17 protein-coding genes and 3 pseudogenes are annotated in these 20,991 nt (G+C 73.0%); 7 read left to right on the top strand and 13 right to left on the bottom strand.

Annotated elements, in window-relative coordinates; genetic code table 11:
- Positions 1 to 50 precede the first annotated feature (50 nt).
- The 3 genes and pseudogenes from BIV25_RS34015 to BIV25_RS34025 all read right to left on the bottom strand — a co-directional run bounded on the left by BIV25_RS34015 (position 51) and on the right by BIV25_RS34025 (position 2,548).
- The gene (locus BIV25_RS34015) at positions 51 to 881 is read right to left on the bottom strand and encodes a polyphosphate polymerase domain-containing protein (RefSeq protein ID WP_071376348.1); all 831 of its coding nucleotides are present in this window, start codon (positions 879 to 881) and stop codon (positions 51 to 53) included.
- Complete coding sequence (locus BIV25_RS34020; protein ID WP_071376349.1) at positions 878 to 1,507, bottom strand: DUF4956 domain-containing protein; 630 nt, start codon at positions 1,505 to 1,507, stop codon at positions 878 to 880. Before BIV25_RS34020 ends, BIV25_RS34015 begins: the two co-directional genes overlap by 4 nt.
- Positions 1,508 to 1,997: 490 nt before the next feature.
- Positions 1,998 to 2,548 (bottom strand): annotated as a pseudogene (locus BIV25_RS34025) (histidine phosphatase family protein).
- Between the two features lie 272 nt (positions 2,549 to 2,820).
- Here BIV25_RS34025 and BIV25_RS53465 point away from each other — a divergent pair.
- Positions 2,821 to 3,093 (top strand): annotated as a pseudogene (locus BIV25_RS53465) (IS110 family transposase); the annotation flags it as partial.
- Between the two features lie 163 nt (positions 3,094 to 3,256).
- Here BIV25_RS53465 and BIV25_RS54665 read toward each other — a convergent pair.
- Together BIV25_RS54665 and BIV25_RS34030 are read right to left on the bottom strand one after the other, a co-directional pair.
- A pseudogene (locus BIV25_RS54665) lies at positions 3,257 to 3,540 on the bottom strand (dihydropteroate synthase); the annotation flags it as partial.
- 8 nt (positions 3,541 to 3,548) lie between these two features.
- A complete protein-coding gene (locus BIV25_RS34030; protein ID WP_256256570.1) occupies positions 3,549 to 4,262 on the bottom strand; it encodes a lytic transglycosylase domain-containing protein in 714 nt (237 codons plus the stop codon).
- Positions 4,263 to 5,038: 776 nt separating this feature from the next.
- Here BIV25_RS34030 and BIV25_RS51540 point away from each other — a divergent pair.
- A complete protein-coding gene (locus BIV25_RS51540; RefSeq protein WP_177235509.1) occupies positions 5,039 to 5,869 on the top strand; it encodes a mechanosensitive ion channel family protein in 831 nt (276 codons plus the stop codon).
- 790 nt (positions 5,870 to 6,659) lie between these two features.
- Here BIV25_RS51540 and BIV25_RS34035 read toward each other — a convergent pair.
- The 3 genes from BIV25_RS34035 to BIV25_RS34045 all read right to left on the bottom strand — a co-directional run bounded on the left by BIV25_RS34035 (position 6,660) and on the right by BIV25_RS34045 (position 9,338).
- Positions 6,660 to 7,874: a metallophosphoesterase gene (locus BIV25_RS34035; protein WP_071376351.1), complete on the bottom strand. Its 1,215-nt coding sequence runs from the start codon at positions 7,872 to 7,874 to the stop codon at positions 6,660 to 6,662.
- Between the two features lie 578 nt (positions 7,875 to 8,452).
- Positions 8,453 to 8,881, bottom strand: coding sequence for a thioredoxin family protein (locus BIV25_RS34040; protein WP_071376352.1), 429 nt, complete (start codon positions 8,879 to 8,881; stop codon positions 8,453 to 8,455).
- A gap of 7 nt (positions 8,882 to 8,888) precedes the next feature.
- Positions 8,889 to 9,338, bottom strand: a complete 450-nt coding sequence (locus tag BIV25_RS34045) for a DUF4395 domain-containing protein (RefSeq protein WP_071376353.1) — start codon at positions 9,336 to 9,338, stop codon at positions 8,889 to 8,891.
- A gap of 290 nt (positions 9,339 to 9,628) precedes the next feature.
- On the opposite strand from BIV25_RS34045, the gene BIV25_RS34055 reads away from it, so the two are divergent.
- Positions 9,629 to 10,198: a poly-gamma-glutamate hydrolase family protein gene (locus BIV25_RS34055; RefSeq protein ID WP_071376355.1), complete on the top strand. Its 570-nt coding sequence runs from the start codon at positions 9,629 to 9,631 to the stop codon at positions 10,196 to 10,198.
- A gap of 53 nt (positions 10,199 to 10,251) precedes the next feature.
- On the opposite strand, the gene BIV25_RS34060 is transcribed toward BIV25_RS34055, so the two are convergent.
- A complete protein-coding gene (locus BIV25_RS34060) occupies positions 10,252 to 10,515 on the bottom strand; it encodes a hypothetical protein (RefSeq protein ID WP_143076740.1) in 264 nt (87 codons plus the stop codon).
- Positions 10,516 to 10,619: 104 nt separating this feature from the next.
- On the opposite strand from BIV25_RS34060, the gene BIV25_RS51545 reads away from it, so the two are divergent.
- Positions 10,620 to 10,892, top strand: coding sequence for a hypothetical protein (locus BIV25_RS51545; protein ID WP_177235510.1), 273 nt, complete (start codon positions 10,620 to 10,622; stop codon positions 10,890 to 10,892).
- On the opposite strand, the gene BIV25_RS34065 is transcribed toward BIV25_RS51545, so the two are convergent.
- Both BIV25_RS34065 and BIV25_RS34070 read right to left on the bottom strand, forming a co-directional pair.
- Positions 10,883 to 11,542: an MSMEG_1061 family FMN-dependent PPOX-type flavoprotein gene (locus tag BIV25_RS34065; protein WP_071376357.1), complete on the bottom strand. Its 660-nt coding sequence runs from the start codon at positions 11,540 to 11,542 to the stop codon at positions 10,883 to 10,885. The two genes, BIV25_RS51545 and BIV25_RS34065, sit on opposite strands and share 10 nt — an antisense overlap.
- 600 nt (positions 11,543 to 12,142) lie before the next feature.
- Positions 12,143 to 13,024 (bottom strand): hypothetical protein, encoded by an 882-nt coding sequence (locus tag BIV25_RS34070; protein ID WP_071376379.1) that lies wholly within the window; start codon positions 13,022 to 13,024, stop codon positions 12,143 to 12,145.
- Between the two features lie 374 nt (positions 13,025 to 13,398).
- Between BIV25_RS34070 and BIV25_RS34075 the strand changes: the two genes are divergently transcribed.
- Together BIV25_RS34075 and BIV25_RS34080 are read left to right on the top strand one after the other, a co-directional pair.
- Positions 13,399 to 14,073, top strand: a complete 675-nt coding sequence (locus BIV25_RS34075) for a papain-like cysteine protease family protein (RefSeq protein WP_071376358.1) — start codon at positions 13,399 to 13,401, stop codon at positions 14,071 to 14,073.
- Between the two features lie 113 nt (positions 14,074 to 14,186).
- Complete coding sequence (locus BIV25_RS34080; RefSeq protein WP_071376359.1) at positions 14,187 to 14,981, top strand: hypothetical protein; 795 nt, start codon at positions 14,187 to 14,189, stop codon at positions 14,979 to 14,981.
- 171 nt (positions 14,982 to 15,152) lie between these two features.
- Here BIV25_RS34080 and BIV25_RS34085 read toward each other — a convergent pair whose 3' ends face one another.
- Both BIV25_RS34085 and BIV25_RS34090 read right to left on the bottom strand, forming a co-directional pair.
- A complete protein-coding gene (locus tag BIV25_RS34085; RefSeq protein WP_071376360.1) occupies positions 15,153 to 15,995 on the bottom strand; it encodes a hypothetical protein in 843 nt (280 codons plus the stop codon).
- A gap of 6 nt (positions 15,996 to 16,001) precedes the next feature.
- Positions 16,002 to 16,391, bottom strand: coding sequence for a hypothetical protein (locus BIV25_RS34090; RefSeq protein WP_143076741.1), 390 nt, complete (start codon positions 16,389 to 16,391; stop codon positions 16,002 to 16,004).
- 66 nt (positions 16,392 to 16,457) lie between these two features.
- On the opposite strand from BIV25_RS34090, the gene BIV25_RS34095 reads away from it, so the two are divergent.
- A complete protein-coding gene (locus BIV25_RS34095) occupies positions 16,458 to 20,849 on the top strand; it encodes a CHAT domain-containing protein (RefSeq protein ID WP_143076742.1) in 4,392 nt (1,463 codons plus the stop codon).
- The last annotated feature ends 142 nt before the right edge of the window (positions 20,850 to 20,991 follow it).

The raw sequence follows: 20,991 nt of genomic DNA on the forward strand, positions 1-20,991 counted from the left end.
GGGCTGTCCCGGCGGCGGGCCCGTCATGCCACCGGGCCTTCACCGGCCGTTCAACACTCCGGCTCCGGGTCCACCTCACCGAAAGCGCGGCGGGCGGCGCGGCGCCACCGGCCGGCGGGGAGCGCGGGTCGCAGTGCGGCGTAGGCGCTGCAGTACTTGGTGAAGACGGCGGGGCGTATCCCGTGGGCGTGCAACAGGCGGTCCGCCTCGGTGAGATGCCCGGTGGTCTTGGTCTCGACGAGAACGAGGTCGTCCGTGCAGCGCACGGTGCGTCCCGTGCGCATGTCGTCGCAGACCAGTGCCGCGTCGCAGGTGATGCGCTCGCCGTCGGCCACGAAGGTGGCGCGAGTGTAGTCGGTGCACAGGGACGGTTCGAGGGCTGTCGGGGCGCCGATGCCGTACGCGGTGCGCAGGGTGTCGGCGAGGAACCCCAGGCAGTCGAAGTCGAGCGGGGTGGCCGCTCCGGTCAACGGACGGCGGCGTTTGACGGTGTCGCCGCGCGGCCCCTTGAGCTTGATCTCGAACTGCCGCTCACCCGTGTCCGTGTAGACCCGTTCCCGGATCTTGAAGCGGAGCCGGCGGCCCTGCCGGTGGTCGTGGAAGGAGCGGAGCTCGGGGGTGTCGTAGTAGACGGAGTGGTAGCGGAAGGCACGCCGGCCGTCTATGGCGAGGGCGCGGAAGGGGCTGCCGGGCCGGTGCGGGTCGGTGAGCCGGCCGACGATGCGCAGGAAGGTGTCCGCGGGCACCAGGTAGCTGTGGTCGAAACGCGCGAGGAGAGCGGCCCGTTCGTTGAGTTCGTCGAGCGAGATCGGGCCGGCGCCGTGGGCGGCGTCGCCGATGGCGCGGATCGCAGCGGCGGCGCGGACCGATGCGGTGGTCATGCGCTCTCCCAGGTGGGTGTGGTCCGGTGGGCGGGTCCGGCGGGCACGGGGCCCCGGCCGGCCGGGGCCGCTGTGCTCTCGCGGTAGCGGACGTCGACGACGGTGAGGTCCCGGACGAAGTCGACTTCCATGACCGTCCAGTGGAGGGGCTCACCCAGGCGCCGTGCGAGGTCGGCGCGGAGCGCGGCCGGGTCCTCGTGGACGGTGTCGAGAGTGACGACGGCGCGCCGGGTGCCGGCCAGGAGGCGGGGGCTGTCGGCCGCCCAGACGATGAGGAGCAGGGTGGCGCACAGCCCGCCGGTGAGCGCGAACGGCAGCCTCGGCAGTCCGCAGAGCAGGCCGAGGACAAGGGTGGTGAAGTAGTAGGCGACTTCTTCGTGCTGCACGGCGTCGGAGCGGAGTCGCACGATCGAGAGCACGCCGAAGAGGCCGAAGCCCAGGGCCGCCCCGCCGCTGCGCACCTCGGCGAGGGCGGTGACGACGGTGAAGAGGCCCGTGTTCAGGGCGAGATAGGCCGGCACGAGGTCGCGCCGACGGTGGCGCGGATAGTAGATGGCGAAGGTCAGCACGCCGACGGCGGCGAGGTCGAGCCCGATGTGGGCAGCGAGATGCCGTAACGACTCCATGACTGCACTCCCTGCAAGTACCGAGGCCGGAGGGCCCCGAAGAACCGGAACGAGAGACAGACGGTAGGTGAACGCGTGGCGAACATGTATTCGCTTGTGGAGAAACGATGCGCCTCCTTGATGGCCTCCGGCCCCAACTGACCGGAAGCGCACACCTCCTGTCGCGTTCGCCCCTCTTGCCGACCGCCTTCGACGCTCCACTGCCGGGCAGGGGAAGCCAAGGAAGGTGCAGTGTCTCGCCGCCGGACTCGCAACGCCGGACTCGCAACCCGCAGCCCCTCACGCGCCGCATGGCCCGTCGGCCGGCGGCCGGGGAATCAGCGTCAGCGGCTGCGCGGAAAGCCTCAGTGGTCCCTGGCCGGAACGACGGCACGCCCGGCGGACAGCCGGCGATGGGCTCCACCGTGTTCGCCGGCGGCACCGGAGGCGACGTCGCGGCCGCGACGTCGGCCGACCCAGGCCGTTCTCGAGGTGTCCGTCGCCTCTTGCTCTACGGCGCTACGGTGTCTCCCCGCGCCGGGGCGACGAGGGGCCTGCCGAGCCGTAGGTTCCGGCGCCCGGCTCGTCCGCTGAATTCCGTCGCCGTCGACGGCGCCACGTCGAGCCTCCAGAAAACAGCCTCCGGCAAGCCCAGTACATGCGTCACCGAGGCCCGGACCACCTCGGGCTCGACCACGGCGATCGTACGGCCCTCCGTGTGCTGCGCGGACGCCAGCCAGCGCCCGACCCGCTCGCACACGTCCCGCACCGACTCGCCGCCGTGTGCCGCCCAGCAGGGGTCGGTGAGCCAGTGCCCCCCGCCTCCGGCTCGGCCGCTCCCACCTCGTCGAGGGTGCGCCCTCGCCAGCGGCTCACATCCAGGCCGCCCGGCTCCGGTGTCTCCACGCCGTCGAAGCCGAGCGCGGCCGCCGTCTTCCGGCAGCGCACACTCGGGGACGCGACTGCACGCGCGGGCGTGGCCGGCGATCCGGCGGCCTCACGGGCGCGCGCCGCACCGATGTCGTCGATCGGGTCGCCGTCGTAGAAGCGGGTCTGACGCAGCGACGGGCTCGTGGCGGGCGAGACGAGCGCCCGCGCGCGCTGAAGGCCTACGCCGGATCAGCCCCATCGGATCGTGTCCCGCCTCGTGGTGTAAGCGACCTTGCTCGACGCGTTCCGGAAGGCCGCGCGCTGGCCACCCCGCGGGCACACCGCTCCCGCTTTGCGCCCGGCTGACCTGCCGCAGCACCACGGGCGGCCGCGAGCCGGGTCGATGCAGCGGTGACCTGGGCATTCTGGCCAGTTGATCGGCTACACCACTTGGCGGGACGCCATCCCCCATCACTCGATCCTCCGGACGCAAGACCACCGTCCTGGCCAGACACATCAAGAACCAGCGTCTCGCCTCAGCCGGCTACATCTGGGCCTTCGCCGCTCTCACTGCATCCCCCGGAGCACGAGCCCGCTACGACCGCCGCCGCGCAGGCGAGGAAGGGCACGTCGCAGCCCGGCGCAACCTCTTCGACCGCCTACTCGGCTGCCTGCACCACTGTCTCGCCCACCGCATCCACTACGACGAGCAGACCGCCTTCCCTGACACCGCTTGACTGATCAACCGCATTGGATGTCCGTCTCCGCACGGGCGGCACTGTTCGCCGTTCCGCTCCCGACTGAGGTGGTCCATACACCTCGCCCACGCCGCACTCGCTCACAGGTCCGAGCCGGGCTCCGGTGTCCTGGCCGTCCTGATCGCGGCCTCGACGCGGACCGGTCGGCCGTGGCCCGTACCTCGTGCACCCGGACGGCCCAGGCTCCCTGAGCGGCGGCGATCGCGGATGCGGCGACGGTGGCCGCGTCCCGGGCGCGGGCGGTCGGGGATCGCCGGTCGCCGGGTCCGTCGGCAGCGTGCCCAGGAACCGCTTGCGGGAGGCCGCGGCCAGGAGCGGACGGCCCAGCCGTCGCCAGGCGTCGAGCCCGGCCGGCAGAACCCGGTCGTCCGCCCGGGTTCTCGTGACGATGCCCAGTCCGGGGTCGTTGATCATGTGACTCGGAGCAGGGGGCTTCAGCCGCCCGCAGGGTTGGGCGACGCGCTGATCTGCTTGGCGTAGGTCTGGGTGTACTTCGGGATCAGCGTCTCGATCCGGTTGACGTAGTTCTGCGTCTCGGGGATCTGTGGGATGCCCTGGGCCTTGAGTACCGCGTTGGGGCCGGCGTTGTAAGCGGCGAGTGCGAGCTGGGTGGGGTCGCCGGGGACGCCCTTGACCTCCTTGAACAGGTGGCACATGTAGGCGCCCTGGGCCGGGATGGCGTCTTGTGGGTTCCACACGTCGGCCCGGCCGTCGCCGGTGTAGTCCTTGCCCCACTCCGCCCAGGTCGAGGATTCGAACTGCGCGATGCCCTGGGCTTTGCCGGAGTCCGCCTTCGGATTCCAGTGGCTCTCCGCGTCGAGTTGCGCGGCCAGCATCGGAACGCTCAGCTCCGGGCAGGTCTTGGTGGCTGACTGAACGGTCGCCAGATACTGGCCGGGAATGGTGGGCAGTGCGGGTGGTCGGGTCAGCCACCAGACGGCACCGAGGGCAGCGGCGATGACGAGTACGGCTGCGAGGGCCAGACCCAGCAGACACCCTCGGCGGCCGGAGCGCCTGGTTTCTGTATCCGCCGGAGAAAATCGGTACGTCGTGGCGGGCGACGACACCCCCCAGTCGAGATGCGCGGGCCGCTGACCTTGCCGCCACACCTCGCCGCTGTCGGTCGCTCCGGCTTGCTGCTCTTGCACGTGCCCAGTCCGTCCGGTCGGTCATCGGGTGCTCTGTCGATGTCGGGTAGGACGCAGAGGGCGTCACGTCAGTTGCAAGATCACGCAAACGAGCAGGTGCGTGGGGGGATTGTCACACGAGGGAACCCGCCTCGGCCGCCCGCCGCGATACCTGTACCAGCGCCGCAGATCTGAGGGCTCCGGCCCGGACGGCCCTCAAGACACCTTCAGCGGACGCTGTCCGGATTGCCTGTGTGACGTGAGGCTGCGCAGAGGTGCTTCACCGGCTTGCCGGGCCAGGCGCCGCCCGGCCGGACAGCAGCAGCGAGACACACACGCTGCAGGACAGCACCCGTTCCCGGCCCTGGCAACGCCCGCGGATGCGGTGAGGAGGCCGTGGCCTGGCGGCAGGCGCACTCCGGGCGATCGGGAGGCGCTGATGCGGAAACCTTCGAAGACGAGCACGACACGCGCCGGGGGATGAGCGCCCCATTCTTCCTGAGCGTCGGCCTCTGCCTGCTTGCCGGGTCGCCGGGTGTCGAGCCTGGGCACCCAGGCCGAGGGCCGCGTCGTCCTCGGAGTGCCGAGCGCCCTGGCGGATATTCGGCCCCTGCGCCGTAGACCCGGGCCGCCTCGCACACCACGTCTGTATGCAGGCCACCGACGAGTGGACGCCGGGGCACGAAGGAGGTCCACCGGGGCACCCCCTGTCTACGGGGTACCCCCGTGTACCTGCTGTGCGGGAAGGGGCCGTCTCCAAGCGGTCGTACCGGGTGTGAAGTAACGTGCCCCGCGACATGCTCGAACGCAGCGGGGCGGAGATGAAGCGCGGCCACGAACGCGCTGGTGGCGCCATGATCGGGCACGGCCTGCATGGGCGTGGGGTGATTCGCACCAGGAGGGCCGTCGCCACCACGTCTCTCGCCGTTGGCGGACTGGTTGTGTCGCTCAACTTCGGCGGCCTGCTGGGCAGCCCGCACACCCACGATTCGGTGACGTCCCGGGTGGTCGCCGGCATCAGCGCGTGCGTTTTCCTGGTGGGCGCGCTGATCGCGGTGCGTGGGGCCACGGACGATCTGGTGAAGCTTCTGACCGGGCGGATCAGCGACAGCCGGTCGGCCGCGCTGCGGGTCATCTGCCTGCTTTTCGGCTATGCCCTGGTCATCCTCGGCGCCCTCAGCCTGATCCGAGTGCCGTGGGAAAAGCTCCTGCTGGGCGGCGCGCTGACCGGAGTGATCCTCGGGATCGCCGCGCAGCCGGTCCTCGGCCATATCTGCGCCGGTCTGGTACTGCTCGTCTCGCACCCCTTCGCGATCGGTGAGCGGATCAGCGTTCGGTCCGGACCCCTCGGAGGCCGGAGGACGCGCTCTCGTCGTGGTTCGAAGGGGGCTGGAACGAGAGCGGCGCAGACGACCGTGTCCGGCAGGTCGCGGCCGCCGACGACAGCGCGCAAACCCCGGGTTCGGCGGCGGCGTTGCTGCTCGCAGACGTGCACCGCCTGCTCGGTTCCTGAGGTGCCACGCCGGGTGCGCCGGCCCGCACCGAGCCGCCCAGCAGGGCGACGAACGTGCGCAGGTGCTCGCCGGCGTGGACGGGCAGGAAGTGTCAGGGAAGCAGGTGGCCAGTGACTTGGTCACCAGTGCCGGACCGAACCGCAGCGCTTCCAGGTCGTCCACGGCCTCGAAGTCCCCGTCGGCCACGGCCTCGAAGGCCCGCACGAACTGCCCGCGCAGCTCCTCCCACGCTTCCTGCGGCTCCATCCCGCGGAGCGGAGCCGCCGCCCGCCACCCGCCACTCGCCGGAGTTGTGGTGGTACATCATGTGTCTCGCGGCGCTGCCGCCCTTGGTGCTGCCGAGGTTCGGGGTGCCGAACTCCATCAGGCGGCAGTACGTCGGCCCGCTCCCGGAGGGCGCGGTCTGCCCCAGGGCGTAGCGCGCAAGCGGCAGCGTTCCCCACTTCTCCATGGGGAACTGCGACAGCACCTGCTTGCGCTCGTCCTCCGCGGCTGTCCCGGTCGCAGCCACGGCACTTCGATCGAATGCCGCTGCTGCCGTGCGCAAGTCCACCTGGCTCGTCATGAAGGTCATGATGCCGGTTCATCCGCCTTCCGCGTGCTTGTCTCCGGTAGCCCGGGGGCCAGTTGGGAAGGCGCCCGCGCTCGCGGGGAAGGCCGGGTCGGAGCCCGTCCCCGCCCGACCCGGCCGTCCCCTGGGTTCCAGTTCACGCGCGCCGGGTGCCCTGGCGGGCAGCAGTGCCTCGCGAGCCCGGGAGCCGAGGGCAGGCAGCCGGCCGGTCGCCCGGTCGAGGCGGAAGGCGCGGGCCCCGATCCCGCGCCGCGGAGTCCAGTGCCGGACATGTCGCGGTGGGCGCCGCCCGACGAGGGTGAACGGGGGCGTAATCCGGCCGAGCCGGAGCGTTCAGGTGGGCAGCTGCGGGGAGCGGAGTACGAGCAGGGTGATCTCGCTGGGGGCGAAGACGCGGAACGGCGGGCCCCAGAAGCCGGTGCCGCGGCTGGTGTAGAGGAGGGTACGGGTGCCGTGCCGGCTGAGGCCGGCGAGGACGGGCTGGTCGATGCGGACCAGGTGGTGGAAGGGCCAGATCTGGCCGCCGTGGGTGTGGCCGGAGAGCTGGAGGTCGATGCCGGCGGCTGCCGCCCGGTCGACGAACGTGGGCTGGTGTGCCAGGAGCAGAACGGGCAGGCCGGGAGCGGCGCCGTTCAGGGCTCCGGCGAGGTGGGCGCGGTGGCCTGCCAGGCCGGAGGACTCGGCGGTGACGTCGTCCACGCCGGCGACCACGAGGGCGTCGCCTCCGCGTTCGAGCAGCAGATGGCGGTTGCGCAGCGGCTCCCAGCCCAGTTCGTCCATCAGGTCGACCCAGCCCTGGGCCTCGCTGTAGTACTCATGGTTGCCGGTGACGTACACCCGGGCCCGGGTGGCCCGCACGGTACCGAGTGGGGCGGCCTGGGCGCGACGGCGTTCGGCCGTGCCGTCCGCGATGTCGCCGGTGTGGCAGACCAGGTCGGCTTCCAGGGTGTTCACCGTCTCGCACACCCGTGCCGACCAGCGGGCGCGATCGAGCGGGCCGTAGTGGGTGTCGGTGATGAGGACGACGCGGAGGCCGTCCAACCCGGCGCCCAGCCGCGGGAGTTGCACGTCGAGTCGGCGTACGCGGGGTACGCGGCGGGCCTCGGCGTACCCCCAGGCGAGCAGTACGGCGGTGACGCCGAGGACGGCCCACGTGACGACGCGGGCCCGGTCCTGACTTCCACCGACGCCGGCCACGGTCAGGGCGAGCCGCAGCAGGACGCCGAGCAGAACGGACCAGGTGAACAGGATCCAGCTGGTGCCCAGCAGGGTGTCACCGACGATCGCGGCCCGGTCCTGCTGGCGCCGGCCGTGGCCGCGCACCATCGCGAGCGGCATACATATGAGGCCGAGGGCGAACAGGGCGGTGCCGGCCAGTGTGGCGGGCAGCGGCCAGTGCTGGCCGCCGTACAGGAGCACCCAGCAGGGCACGGCCCACAGCAGGACGGGCGCGATCAGGGGGATGTAGCGCATCAGGCGGCGCAGTCGGCTCTGCCGCCGCGCTCGCGCTTCACCGTCGGCGGGTCGGATGTTGCTGGTGGCGGTCACGCGTACCCTCCCTGACCAGGCTGCCGTCTCGCGCACTGTATCCGGTCGCCCTCGGGCCGGCCGGACCGGCGTTCATGGGCGCGGCCCCTGGGGGGGAAGAGTTCTTCGCGGGACGGCACGACTCCGTCGCACACACCTCCCTTGACATGAGCCGCGATCAGGGCGCTACCGCCCCGGCTCGGTGCTGCCGCCGGTGAAGCGCGTTGCGGGCGGGAGGAGGGCCTGAGGGCGTGCAGATCCGTCACTCGCCGTCTTGATCTCGTGTTGGCCGGGGCCGGAAGCGAGGTCCTCGGCGACGAACCCCTCGCCACCGTCACTCTCGACAGGCTCCCGCACCCCTGCGAAGTGATCTCCGACAACGGCCCCGGCCACCGGCGCGAGAGCGAACCGGCTCAAGGCCGGCGAGCGCGCGCGAGATCGAAGTCGCCTGACATCTCTGCGCGTTCATTCGTACGTGACTGGAGTGCGAGCGCGAGGCCGCAGGCACCGTGCGGCGGCACAACGGGCAGGTGTTCACCACGCCGCAGGACAGGCCGATCGCCCCGGCCGGCCTCACCCGGACCCTCACCACGCGGTGATCAGTCCGCCGTGGCCGACTCCACCGCCGACACCACATCGGCCCGGCTCGGCGCCCCGGACGCGCGGCGTACGACGCGGCCGGTGCGGTCGAGGACGAGCACGGTCGGCGTGCGCATCACCTCGACGCGGCGGACCAGGTCGAGCCGCGCCTCGGCGTCGATCTCCACATGCCGTACGCCGGGTGTTTCGGCGGCGACGCCGGCCAGCAGCCGCCGGGTGCCGGGGCAGGTCGCGCAGAGGGCTGTCGAGAACTGCACCAGCGTCGCCCGCTCGCCGAGGGCCGCACCCAGTTCACCGGAGGACAGCCGTAGTGCGTCGCCCTGTCCACCGCCGCGCAGCCGGCCGTCGCGACGGGCGCGGAGCAGCCCGAAGGCGGTCGCGGCCGTCAGCACGACGGCGGCCACGATCAGCCCGGCCGGATGGCTCACTGCCGCCTCACCCGTGGCCCAGCCGGGCCCGGCTGCGGACCGCGAGCAGGTAGAGCTCGCAGCCCAGGCAGTAGCCGAAGGCCGCGTTCAGGAAGGCCGCGGCGAGCGCCGCCGCACTCGCGGCGATGCCGAGCCAGGTGACACCGGACAGATAGCCTGCCGCCCCGATTACCGCGAAGCCCAGGCCGACCGCCTGTGCGAACCGCGGAGGCCGCTCGTCCTCCAGTTCCTGGGGCGGCCCGAGACGGTGACGTACCAGCCGGCGGTAGAGCCATCCGTACGGGGACCAGCGCAGTCCCCAAGCGGCTCCGACGGCGAAGACGACGGCCTGTGCCGCGAGCAGTACGCCACTGCCGGTGACCAGGACCAGAAGCAGAACGAGGGTCGTGAGCACGGCGGCGAAGCGTGGCCCACGCGGGTCGACGCGGACAGGTACACCGGGGGTGCGGTCGGGCATGACGGACTCCGGGACGGTGCGGACGGACGGTGGCGAAGCGGGCGCGCGGTCAGCGACACGCGGCGGACCACACCCGACCGAAGTCGATGTGTGCCCTGATCACCAGGAACGTCGCGGAGAGCATGCCGCCATTGCAGCAGCCGCCCCCACGGTCGTCAATCACCGCCCACCTGCCGGACACACGGGCCGGCCAAGCAGGGGCGAGCAGCATCGGACCTGAGAGCACCAGGGACAGCTGGACTCGTCCGGGACCGTGGAACGTCAATTCCCCATGCACCACGATCACGGCCATGCACGGCGGCGGGATCGAGGCCGGCACCTCAGAACTCTGCCTGGCCATCGCGGGCTACCACCCCGCCACCCTCGAACCCGCCACGGAAACCCGCGGACCCGTCCACGACTACTGGATGTTCGAAGGGCAGCGCTCCGCCGACAACCGCGAGCTGCACGTCACCGCCAGACACTGCGACGACCACGTGGCCCTGTCCATGGCCGCGTCCAGCCTCAACGTCCTGAGCCTGCACGGCTGCACCGCCGCCCAGGCAGGCGCTCCTGCCGGCAGGCCGGGAGCCGTCGTCGTCGGCGGGCGCAGCACCGCCTTCCAGCGCCGTCTCACCGAAGAGCTCACCAAGGCGGGGTTCCGCACCGTCGACGGCGCCAAGCTGCCCGACCTCAACGGCGACCACGTCAGCAACCTCTGCGACCGCACCGTGCTCGGTGAGGGGGGGACAGCTGGAACTCACCACGGCACTGCGCGACAGCATGTTCGCCGTCAACACCCGCCCGGGCCGCCCCAAGAGTACGAACGACACGTCCTGGGCCTTCGTCAACGCCTGCCGCGCAGCCGTCGCGCGCCTTGAGGCCATGCCGCAGCAGGCCATCCTGTAGGAGGCCGCTCACCACGGCGAGTGGTTCAGCGCCGCGGCATGGTGTTGACGTAGGGCGTACCGCTGCCGTAGAAGCCGTCCACGGCCTTCTGAACCTCCGGCAGCGGTACGGCCCGGTCGGGCTGGTGGTAGAGCCAGTTGACCCGCATGTCCCAGTCACGTGCCCCCTTGAAGGGGAGGTCGACCAGCCATGCGCTGAAGTGGACGCCCAGGTGCTCGCGCGGGAGGAACGTCCTGTCGCTGGTGAACACCACGCGGCCGTCCACGGAGTAGGTCACCTTGCCGTCCATGGCGGTGATCATCAGGGTGTGCCAGCCCCGCAGGTCCAGTGTCTCGAAGTGGGTGTCGTGGTCGCCCCAGTCGTCCGCGCGTGGCTGTCCGCATGTGGCGGTCCGTGGGGGATGTCACCGGCCGCGATCCGCCGGGAGCCGCACCGACGGTGGAACGAGGGCTGCCACGACAGCTCCACCACGGGCTGCGCGAGCAGGGCTTCAACGGCGACATCCCGTGCGTCCGCTGCTCCGCCGCTCCGCCCGAACGCCGCCGCATCATGCGCTGGATCGTGCCGAAGTGCCAACGGCCGCCCCACGGCCGATCTTGCGGCAGGGCGGCCCGGGCCTCGGAGGGCTGGTGGTTCGGCAGGCGCAGGTCGGACCGTTACTCGTAGCGGTACTTCAGCGAGTCCGCCTCAGCCTGCTCGATGTCGGCGATCGTCAGCTCCGGCATCCGCAGCTGTGCCAGCGTCACCTCGGCCGAGGTCGGCTGCGCGTCCGCCGGCAGCCACTGCTCCGGCTTCCAGGCCGCGCTGCGCAGGAGCGACTTGGGGCAGTGCGGGTAGACCTCCTCGATCCCCAGCACGAGTGCGCTGGCCGGTGGTTTGCCCACGGCGGTCAGCTGCGACAGCAGCTCCGGGCGGGTGGAGACGCAGGCCCGGCCGTTCACCCTGAGCGTCGTGGTGCGCCCCGGGATGACGAACAGCAGCCCGGCCCGTCCGGTGGCGACGACGTTCTGCAGGGTGTCCAGACGCTTGTTGCCGGTCGCGTCCGGTATCGCCACCGTCTGTGCGTCCAGGACGGCGACGAACCCGGCGGGACCGCCGCGCGGGGACACGTCACAGTTGCCCTCGGCGTCGGCGCTGGCGATGAGGACCAGCGATGAACAGCCGATCAACCGCCGGGTCTGCTCGGTGAGTTCGGTCATCTGCTTGCGCACGGCTGCGCCGCTGGGAGCTTCGTAGACCCGGCGCAGCGCCTCCTGGTCGCGCACGGCATCGAGGTGGAGCATGTCGAAGGCACTGCCGGTAAGGGGTGACGTCATGCCTGCGACCCTAGTGGGCCGCCCTGCGATCGATCGTGGGCGGTGAGTGCGGGGACATGCACACGGCCTCGCGAGCCGTCCGGCGTGTGAGGATCAGACAGGCGGGTGGCGATGTCCCGTCTCCGCGCCCGGCTCCGTCGGCGGGGCATCGCTCATACGATGCCCGGGCGAGCCGTCCGGCCGGGCCCGCGACCGCCCGCGCAGTGGCATCGCCGTCCGCCACGGGACGACCGCCGCGTCCTGCCAGGCAGCCGTCACCTCCGCATCCCTGCCGATGCGGGCGTGACATGGGACGGCAACTCCTGGGCCGCAGGGGCCGAGGCGACTGCGTCCGGCAGCTGCGGAGGAGAGCCCTGGGTCCACACCACCCGCAGCGTCCAGGTGGAGATCCGTCCGCCGTCCTGACCAGTTCGGTGTCCCCGTGCCCGGCGGCGACGAACACACCGCCTGAGCCGTCTGCCAGGACGTGGGTGCTCGACCGGGCGCCCGGGCGCAACGGGCCGTGGCCCGGGCACCGTCGATCTCCCTCAACTCCCCGTGGCCGCGGAGGGCGTTGCGCTCGCAGTCGTGCGCGTCCGGACGTGATCGCCGGGGCAGTTCCTACTCCCATTCCCATGCGATGCCGAGGACGCCCGGCCGTATCTGCTGCTCCACGAGGTGGACGGAGCCATGGGCGTTCAGGGTCAGATCGGCGACCGCCTCGCGAGGGGCGGTCGCGGAGGGACGGGAGAAGCGGCGGCAGTGGACGGGCAGGGCGGTGCGGTCGAAGCCGACCTGGAGGACGTACTGGCCGCCGCCGTAGGTGAAGCCGCGAACGTACTCATGGCTGGGCGCGCCGGTTCCGTCCTCGAAGCGGTACCCGAGGACGGCGGTCTCGCCGGTTCTCAACCGCCCGTCGAAGAGCAGCTCCACGACGATCACCCCGGAAGCACCGTGCCGCCGGATCCGCCCGACCCGGCAGTTGCCGAGACCTCGTACCCGTACGCGCTCCGTGTCGCACCCCGGGTCGCCGTGATGGATGGCGACATAGCGGTCGACGCCGTCGCGGTGGGCCCGTACGACGTGGTGGGAGTCGCGGGCGGTGAGCTCTCGATGGGCACCGATGTGCACGTGCTCGTAGTGGATGACGGTGTGCAGCCCGCCGTCCGCCGGTGCCGCCAGACCCGCCAGCAGCGACTCGACAGCGGCGGCCGGTTCGAGCAGGGTGCGATACGGGCGGGCCGGGGGACGGCCGCCGTTGTCGCGTGGGCCTATCAGACGGGTGAGGGCCTGCGGCGGAAGGTCCAGGACCTCCTCCAGCGCGGTGACGGCACGAAGCGACTCGGGCCGCTCGGGCCGCCGTACCCCGCGCTGCCAGTAACTGAGGCTGGTCACACCGACACGTACACCGCGCTGGGCGAGCCGGTGCTGCACGCGATGCAGCGCCAGCCCGCGCGCCGCGAGCGCGGCCCGCAAGGCGGCGGAGAACGGGCCGGTGCGCAGGACTTCGGCGAGTTCGGCCTCGGGGGAGGGGCGGCGGGAGGCGCCGGGGGCCGGGGCGCCCGGCGTCGGGGCGGCGGGGCGTGGGGTGGTGCGGTGGCGATCGGTGTTGTGTGCTGTCACTTGGGCCTCTCCCCTCCCCCCACCCCCCTCGGATCGTTGACCTATGAACGTTCACTTCCCCGTCCCGGCACGGGGCGTGACGTCCGCTGCCACCTGCCGGTACCTGCTGTGGCGTTCACAACCGTACGGGTGGTGTTCACTTCGCCGCCAGCCCTGTGGATAACCTCATTGACCGAGACCCGACAAGAGATCGATGCTGCTGTCGCAGCGTCCGGACGCGCTCCTCCACCCCCACCCTTCCTGGGAGGAACGCCATGTCCATCATCACCCGGGGCCGTGGACGCCCGGCGTCGACGGCCTTCGCGGCCGTCGCCTGCCTGGCGGCCGCCGTCGTGCCCACGGCAACCGCTCACGCCGCTCCGTATCCCACTTCGCACTCCGCCCCGCTCGCGGCTCTGCACTCCTCTCCGCTCGCCACCCCTCGGGCCGCGGCTCTCCCCGCCGTTCCCGCCGCCAAGCGGCTCGACATCACCATGCAGGCCCAGCAGAACAGCAACTGGTGCTGGGCGGCGAGCGGCGACACCATCGCCGCGTGGTTCGGGCGCAACTACACCCAGAACCAGTTCTGCGACGCCGCCTTCAACCGGCCCCAGGGCAGCACCTGCGGCAACTGGCAGGCTGCGTTGGACGACGTGCAGAACGCCCTCGACTGGATGGGCATCAACCCGGGCAGGTACGTGAGCGGCTACCTGCGCTACGGCACCGTGCAGACGGAGATCGGCGCCGACCGCCCCGTCGAGACACGCATCGAGTGGAACTCCGGGGGCGGGCACATGCATGTGCTGTACGGCTACGACACCTCCGCCAACCAGGTCTACTGGGGCGACCCGTGGCCCTCCAACTACCGCTACAACTGGGGGGACTACGACTACTACGTGAGCAACAGCACGTTCACCTGGACCCACTCGCTCTACGGGATCGGAGCGTGACCGCGATGCCTCCGATCCGCACGTCACCGACCCGGACGTCACCGCCGCCCCCCAGGTCATCGACGCACCGCACGCCGCACCGGCACGCGCCCGCCGGCCGCAAGCCCGTCCGCATGCGCACGGCGGTCATGGCGCTCGCCGTCACCGCGGCCCTCGGCGTTCTCGCCCCCGCCACCGCCCACGCGGCGACCGCCGCCGGCCTCCCCGCGCCCTTCACCGCCGCCGACACCGCCCAGGCACGTGAAGCGGCGTCGGCCCCGGCCACCCTCCGCACCCTCTCGCGCTTCTTCGCCCGCGACGGATCGATCGCACAGAACGCGGCCCGGCCGCGCCTCGTCGGGCCCTCGGTGACCGTCTCCTTCCTCGACCCGGGGTTCGTCGCCGGGCGCCCCGGCGCCCCCGTGGCCGACCGGCAGTTCGTCGCGAGCAAGGCGGTCTCCTCGGACGGCCAGGTCGCCTCGGTGTGGACCGCGCGGACGGCGAAGGGCTGGAAGGTCGTCGACATCGCGACCGGCGGCGACGAGACCGACTATGCCGCCGAGGCGCACGGTCTCGGAACCGTCTTCAAGGAACCGCAGATCGACGCCTGGTACGTGGTGCGCGGCGGCCGTGTGCTGCCGCTCGACCCCGACGCACGGCGTGCCGTCGGCGACGGCGGCGTGACCCTGGCCGCCTACCAGCACCTGGTCCACGCGAAATACGGCGACAAGCTCCCGGGATCCGCCTACGACCGGGCGGGCAAGGGCGGCGGTTACGGCGGTACGGCCGCGCCCCCGCGCGCGTCCGCAGCCCCCACGACGATCCCCGGCGCAGTCGTCACCGCGTCCGCCGCCACCGCGGCTGCCGCCGCCCTGCTCGGCACCTGCCTCGGCGTCCGCCGCCTGCGCCGCTCGCGCCGCGTCGGCTGAGCGCCCTTCCAGGCCCGGATCCCCGGAATTCCGGTCCCGCACCCCCGTGTCGCAGGCTCACCCCCGGTCCGGCGCACGGGGGTGAGCCGCTGCCGGCCCACCGGACCTCGCGCCCATCGGCACCGGCGTGCACGCTCGCCACGAACTGGCCATGTCCCCAGGGCACGTGGTTCAGGACGGTCCGTCCGGGCAGCGGTCGCCGGGGCCGGCGGTCGGTCGGGGCGGCTCCCGCAGGGTGAACGCCGCCTCCGTCGTGCGGCACAGTGCCTGTACGGCGTGGCGCAGTGAGCGCCAGGAGGCAAGGCCGAGGAGAGCGCCGGTCGGGGCGGCGGGCCACCACCAGGCGCCGAGGACCGTGAACGCCGTGCTCCAGGCGAGGGCCTCGCAGGCCGCGTCGTAGGCGTCGCGGGCCTCGGCCAGTGCGGCGCGGGGCGAGTCGGCGGCCCCGAGCAGGAGTGCGGTCCAGCCGTGGACGACGTCGCCGCCCGTCTCCCTGATGTGTGCCTCGGCGAGGCGGAACCGGTCGCCCGACCAGGTCGGTGACCCGGGCCGCCCGGATGCTCTGGCGCGGGCGGCGCGCGCGTCGAGGAGGTCGGCGCGCAGGGCGTGGCCCGCACCGCGTGCCCGGACGGAGTCCTCGGCCAGGCTGTCCGGCTCCGCCCAGTGCCGTATCCGCCACGCCGTCACCCGCCGGGACACCGGCATCAGCCACCACGGCCAGGCCCCGGACGCCAGCGCGCCGATCGCGGCCGCGGCATAGGGCACCGCGAACGCGGCCCCCACCACCGGCACCGCGAAGAGCACGAGGGAGGCGACGGCGTCCGCGGACAGGCCGCCGCCGGTGTGCAGCGTGCCGGCGATCCCCCGGCGGGCGAGGGCGACGTCGTCCCAGTGCGTGTGGCCCAGTTCCCCGCCGCCGACGACGGCGACCAGGACGAACAGCGCGGCGGGCAGCAGTCGTCGGAGGAACCAGCCGTCGGGTACGCGTTTCTGCAGCTCGATGAGGAGCCCCATCCGTCGTCAGCCGCCCACCAGGCGCATCGGCTCGCCGCCGCTCAGCGCGCAGACCGGCGTCGCGGTGGGGGACGTGCCCCGGAGCTCGACCCTGGCACAGCGGCCGGTGGGGCAGACCCAGCCCGACGACTGCGGTGTGGGGGCGCCGGGCCAGTCGCCCACGCCCATGGTGGCGGCCAGTCCGAGCCCGTTCGGGACGCCGGCCGACTCCACCGCGTCGTGCAGGGCGCGTACGGCGTCCCGCCACTCGGCCCCCGCCGGGTCCGCGTCCCGTACGACCGGGAAGGCCGACTCCCAGACCGCGGAGGAGATCAGCGGACGCAGTTCCCCGACATTGCGGCACAGGTATTCCACGGCGTCCTCGTACAGCCTGTGCGCCTTCGCCCCGTCCCCCACGGCCGCCTCCTCCAACATCCCTGGAACCGCTTCCCCCTGACAGTCGGTCAGACTAATGTAAGAGCGGTGTCCGAGCTTCGGGAACGAGTGGTCGCACGTCTCGTCGCGGCTCAGAACGCCCGTGATCCCGCGCCCCTGCGCGATCCGGACGCGGTGGCCGACGCGCTGTCCCTGCTGCGGGAGGCCGCGCCCCGGCCCGGGACCCCGGTCGACCTCGGCGCGCTCGCCGACGTGTTCTGGACCTTCTGGTTCCGCCACCAGGGCGCCGAGGACCCCGACGCGGAGCAGAACCTGACCCTCGTGTTCGGCACCTTCGGCTACCTGTGCCCGCGTGTCCCCGACGGCATCCGGCTGCCCGAGGCACTGACGGAGGGCTTCGATGCCGCCGATCCGTCCCACGAGGCGCGGTTCGCGCATCTGATGAGCGCGGCGTACATGAACGCCGCCGTCGAGGGGCCGCCGCAGGCGAGAACCGCCGCCCTGGAGTCCGCGCGCGCCTGGTCGGACACCTCGTTGGAGCACGTACAGGCCGAGGACCACACGGGATTCGTGATGCTGGCCGTCCACGCCCACGACGTCCACATCACCCGCTTCCAGACGGCGGCGGACCCGGACGGGCTGGCCGCCGCGGCCCGGTACGGGCAGGCGGTGTGCACGCGGCTCGCCGCCGCGGAGCCGGGCCTGTTCGACGCCGAAGGGGCGCGGGCCGTCGCCGCGGCCACCCTGCGCACGGTGGTGGACGCCGCACGGCTGCTCGGCACGCCCCGGCTCGCCCTGGTCGAACGGCTGGTCGCGGCGGCGCCCGACGGGGCGGTCACCCCGGAGACCGCCGACGGCCTGCGCTTCCTGCGCATGCTCGACGCCCAGCCCGTCGGCTGGCCCGGCGAACGCGACCTGGTCGTCGGCGCCGCCGTCGCGGACGCGGGCATCGCCGAGCACGACGCGGGCCGCATCGCCTGCGCCGTACGACGGCTGCGTACGGCTCTTGCGGCCACCCCCGCCGGGCATCCCGCGCATCCCCGGGCGACCACCGCGCTCGGCCAGGCGCTCGCGGCCCTCGGGGCGGAGCGCGAGGACGAGGAGACGGTCGCGGAGGCCCTGGAACTGCTGGACTCGGTCGGGGCGTTGAGCGGCGTACAGCGTGACATGCTGACGGCCTACCGGGAGTTGCAGGAGGCGGGCCGGAGCGAGGACCCGGAGGACCTGAAGCGGGTCGGACCGCTCCTCGGGCGCCTCGTCGAACGGGTCCGGGAGAGTGCCGCACAGGCGGGCGGCGCCCCCGACATCGACCTCGAACTCATCCGCCTGGCCGCCGGATTCGAGCCCGACGACACCTCCGACGAACGGATCGAGCGCTACCGCACCGCCGTCGCCGCCCTCCCCGCCGACCGGCCGCACCGCCACGCCTACGTCGCCGTACTGGCCGCGCTCACCGGGCTGCGCGCCGAGGCCCTGCGCGATGCCGCGCCCGCCCGGGCCGGGCTGCTCGCGGCGGAGTGCCGGGAACTGACCGAGGAGGCGGTGGCGGGTGCCCCGGCCGGGTCCCCGGTCTCGGACCTGCTGCGGCGGGGCCTGTTCGCGGTGGCGCTGCCCGTCGCCCTCGTCTCGGCCGGCACCGGGGACGAGCCGGACGACGCCATGCGCGGCCGGGTGGCGCAGCTGACCCGGATGGCCGAGGTCCGCCTGTCGGGCCGTGCGAGCCTCGACACCGACATCGAGATCATCCGGGAGGTCATGGCGGACACGGGGGAGGACGACGGCGCCGTCCGGCCCTACCTCTCCGCCGCACTCGGTGCCGCCCTGTCCTCCCGGTCCGCCACCCGCCCCGACCTCACGGAGCTCGAAGAGGTCGTCAGCCTGCTGCGCGACGCCCGCGCGAACGCGCCCGACCTTCCGGGCGAGTTCAGCCGGATACTCGCGAACGCGCTCACGGCCGTGTCCCTCGGCCGTTTCGACGCGGAGGGCGCACGCGAGGCCGCGGCCCTGCTCGCCTCGGCGCCGGGCCTGCCCGACATGCCGGCGGACGAGGAGCCCCGGCCCGGCGATCCGGTGCTGTCCGAGACCGACAAGGAGCTCCTGGCCTGCCGCACCCAGCTGCACAACGCCCTCCAGAACTACCTGTTCGGCCATGAACCGGCCCAGCTGGACCGGGCCCGGCGGATCGCCCACCGCATGCGCGACATCACCCGCGCCGAGCCCGCCGTGCCCGCCGGGGACGACCGGCCCTGGTACGACCTGATGGGCGACGTCTACGTCGACCTGGTCGAGACCGTGGGACCGGGCGGCGGCCCGCGCCGGGACCTCAGCGACGCCGTGGTCGACCAGTGCCGGGCGACCTTCGCCCGGTGCGCCCCCGGACACCGGCTGCGGACGATGACCGCGATGACGCTCGTCCGGGCACTCGCACAGCGCGCCATCGCGCTGCGGGCCACCGAACCGGAGCGGACACAGGTCCTGCTGGCCGAGGCGGAGGAACTGTGCCGCGTCGTGACGGACGAGTCGCCGCAGGGCTCCCCGGTGGACGCGGGCGCCGCGATGCGGAGCGTTCTCGACGTCATCCGCCGGGGCCGCCTGCCGAAGGTGACGACCTCCACGCCCGCCTCCACGTCCACGTCCACCGCCACGGGCACTCCCCGTCCCGGCACCCCGGAGGACTTCCTCTCCGCCCTCATGAAGCCCCTCCAGGACCGGCTCTCCGGTGTCGTGGACCCCGAGGCGTGGCAGGACACCGCGATCCCGGTGTGGATGCGGGCCCACGGCGAGATCGGCGCGGCGGCCGGTGCGCTCGGCCGGGACCAGCCCCGCGTCGACCTCGCCCTGGCCCATCTCGAAGCCGGCATCGAGGCCATGGCGGCCGTCACCGACCGGGGCAGCGACCAGGCGTCCGCCGAGCACGGTCTGTCGACCTTCGAGGGGGACATCCGGTCGGTCACCGAGCTGGTTCTCGCCCACCTCGTCGGCCAGGCGCTCGTCGCCCGGCTCCCCGCTCAGGTGAAGGCCCTGGAAGAGAGCGTGCGCGCGGTCAAGGCGGGGCGCACGCCGCTCGTACCCGCCCCCCTCGAACGCAGGGCCGAAGGCCCGGACGTCGACCGTGCCGCGGAACTGCTGGAGCGCGGCCGGGGTCTGCTGCTGGCCCGGCGGATCGAGGCCCGCGCGGACATCGGCGGCCTGCGCTCCGCGCACCCCGAACTGGCCGGCGAGTTCGAGCGGCTGACGGACCAGCTCGACGCGCAGCCCGAGACGGCCGCCGCCGGCGATGCCGAGTGGGCCCGGCTGGCAGGTCTGCGCGCCTCCCGCGAACTCGACGACCTCGTACGGCACATCCGCACGCAGCCCGGCTTCGAGGGCTTTCTACGGCCCCTGGCCGCCGAGGAGTTGAGGGCGCTCGCCGCCGACGGTCCGGTCGTCCTCCTCAACCACGCCAGGCGCTACTGCCACGCCCTCGTCGTCACGCACCGGTCGATCACCGCCCTGCACCTCGAAGCCGAGGCCGACGAGATCACCGCCGCGGCACGCACGCTGCGGGACGCCGTGGACGCCATCAACGCGCAGGGCACCTCCCGTCCGTCCCCGCTCCAGCTCGTCGCCGCGGGCAACGCGGTCCGTGAGACGCTCGCGTGGACCTGGCACACGATCGTGCGTCCGGTGCTGGAGCTGGTCGGCGCGGCAGCACCCGTCCCCGACGACGCCGACCGGCCGCGCATCTGGTGGGTCCCCACCGGCCCCTTCAGCGCCCTGCCGCTGCACGCGGCGCAGTGCACGGCCACCGACTGCGCACTCGAAGGCTGTGGCGCCGCGCTCGACGCCGTGGTGTCGTCGTACGTACCGGGGCTGCAGACCCTGGCCTACGCCCGTGCCCGTGCCCGGCAGCGTGATACGGCCGATCACGGCAGCGCCCTGCTGGTCGCCGCGCCCGAGGACGATCTCCCCGGCGTCGCCGCGGCCACCGCCCACGCCGCCGAACTCCTCGGCGCCGGCGTGCCGTTGATCGGTCCGGCCGCCACCCGGGAGGCCGTGCTGGCCGCGCTGCACGACGCCTCGTGGGCACATTTCGGCTGCCACGCGGCCACCGACCCGACGGAACCCTCCGGCGCCCTGCTGCACCTGCCCAGCGGCGAGCCGGTCTCGGTCCTGGAGATCTGCCGGGCCCGCCCGCGCGCGGCGCAGCTCGCCTTCCTGGCGGCCTGCGGCACCGCACGCACCGCCGAACGCCTCACGGACGAGGCCATCCACATCACGAGCTCCTTCCTGCTGGCCGGCTTCCCGGCCGCCGTCGGCACCCTGTGGAAGATCGACAGCACCCACGCCGACCGGATGACCCGCGACTTCTACCGCCGCACGACGTCCCCCGACACCCCCGGCCCCGCCCACGCCCTCCACGCCACGGTCCGCCACCTGCGCCGCAGCATCCCCGACCGCCCGCACATCTGGGCGGCGTACGTCCACGCGGGGACGTAGGCCAGCCGGCCACCACGTGACACCGGGAGGACGCCTGCCGGGAACCTTCACCGTGTCTCCTCCGTTCGCCCTCGACTCCACGGGCATAGTGGGGTGGCGCTCAGCAGACGGCCTGTGTCGACACGGCCGAGCACATACACGT

The organism is Streptomyces sp. MUSC 14, assembly GCF_001866675.1.
Lineage (GTDB): Bacteria > Actinomycetota > Actinomycetes > Streptomycetales > Streptomycetaceae > Streptomyces.

What these genes read in the sequence shown, in the direction of transcription:
- BIV25_RS34015 (WP_071376348.1), bottom strand. Translation starts at nt 881, where the DNA reads ATGACCACCGCATCGGTCCGCGCCGCCGCTGCGATCCGCGCCATCGGC.
- BIV25_RS34020 (WP_071376349.1), bottom strand. Translation starts at nt 1,507, where the DNA reads ATGGAGTCGTTACGGCATCTCGCTGCCCACATCGGGCTCGACCTCGCC.
- BIV25_RS51540 (WP_177235509.1), top strand. Translation starts at nt 5,039, where the DNA reads ATGCTCGAACGCAGCGGGGCGGAGATGAAGCGCGGCCACGAACGCGCT.
- BIV25_RS34045 (WP_071376353.1), bottom strand. Translation starts at nt 9,338, where the DNA reads ATGCCCGACCGCACCCCCGGTGTACCTGTCCGCGTCGACCCGCGTGGG.
- BIV25_RS34055 (WP_071376355.1), top strand. Translation starts at nt 9,629, where the DNA reads ATGCACGGCGGCGGGATCGAGGCCGGCACCTCAGAACTCTGCCTGGCC.
- BIV25_RS34060 (WP_143076740.1), bottom strand. Translation starts at nt 10,515, where the DNA reads ATGGACGGCAAGGTGACCTACTCCGTGGACGGCCGCGTGGTGTTCACC.
- BIV25_RS34065 (WP_071376357.1), bottom strand. Translation starts at nt 11,542, where the DNA reads ATGACGTCACCCCTTACCGGCAGTGCCTTCGACATGCTCCACCTCGAT.
- BIV25_RS34075 (WP_071376358.1), top strand. Translation starts at nt 13,399, where the DNA reads ATGTCCATCATCACCCGGGGCCGTGGACGCCCGGCGTCGACGGCCTTC.
- BIV25_RS34080 (WP_071376359.1), top strand. Translation starts at nt 14,187, where the DNA reads ATGCGCACGGCGGTCATGGCGCTCGCCGTCACCGCGGCCCTCGGCGTT.
- BIV25_RS34085 (WP_071376360.1), bottom strand. Translation starts at nt 15,995, where the DNA reads ATGGGGCTCCTCATCGAGCTGCAGAAACGCGTACCCGACGGCTGGTTC.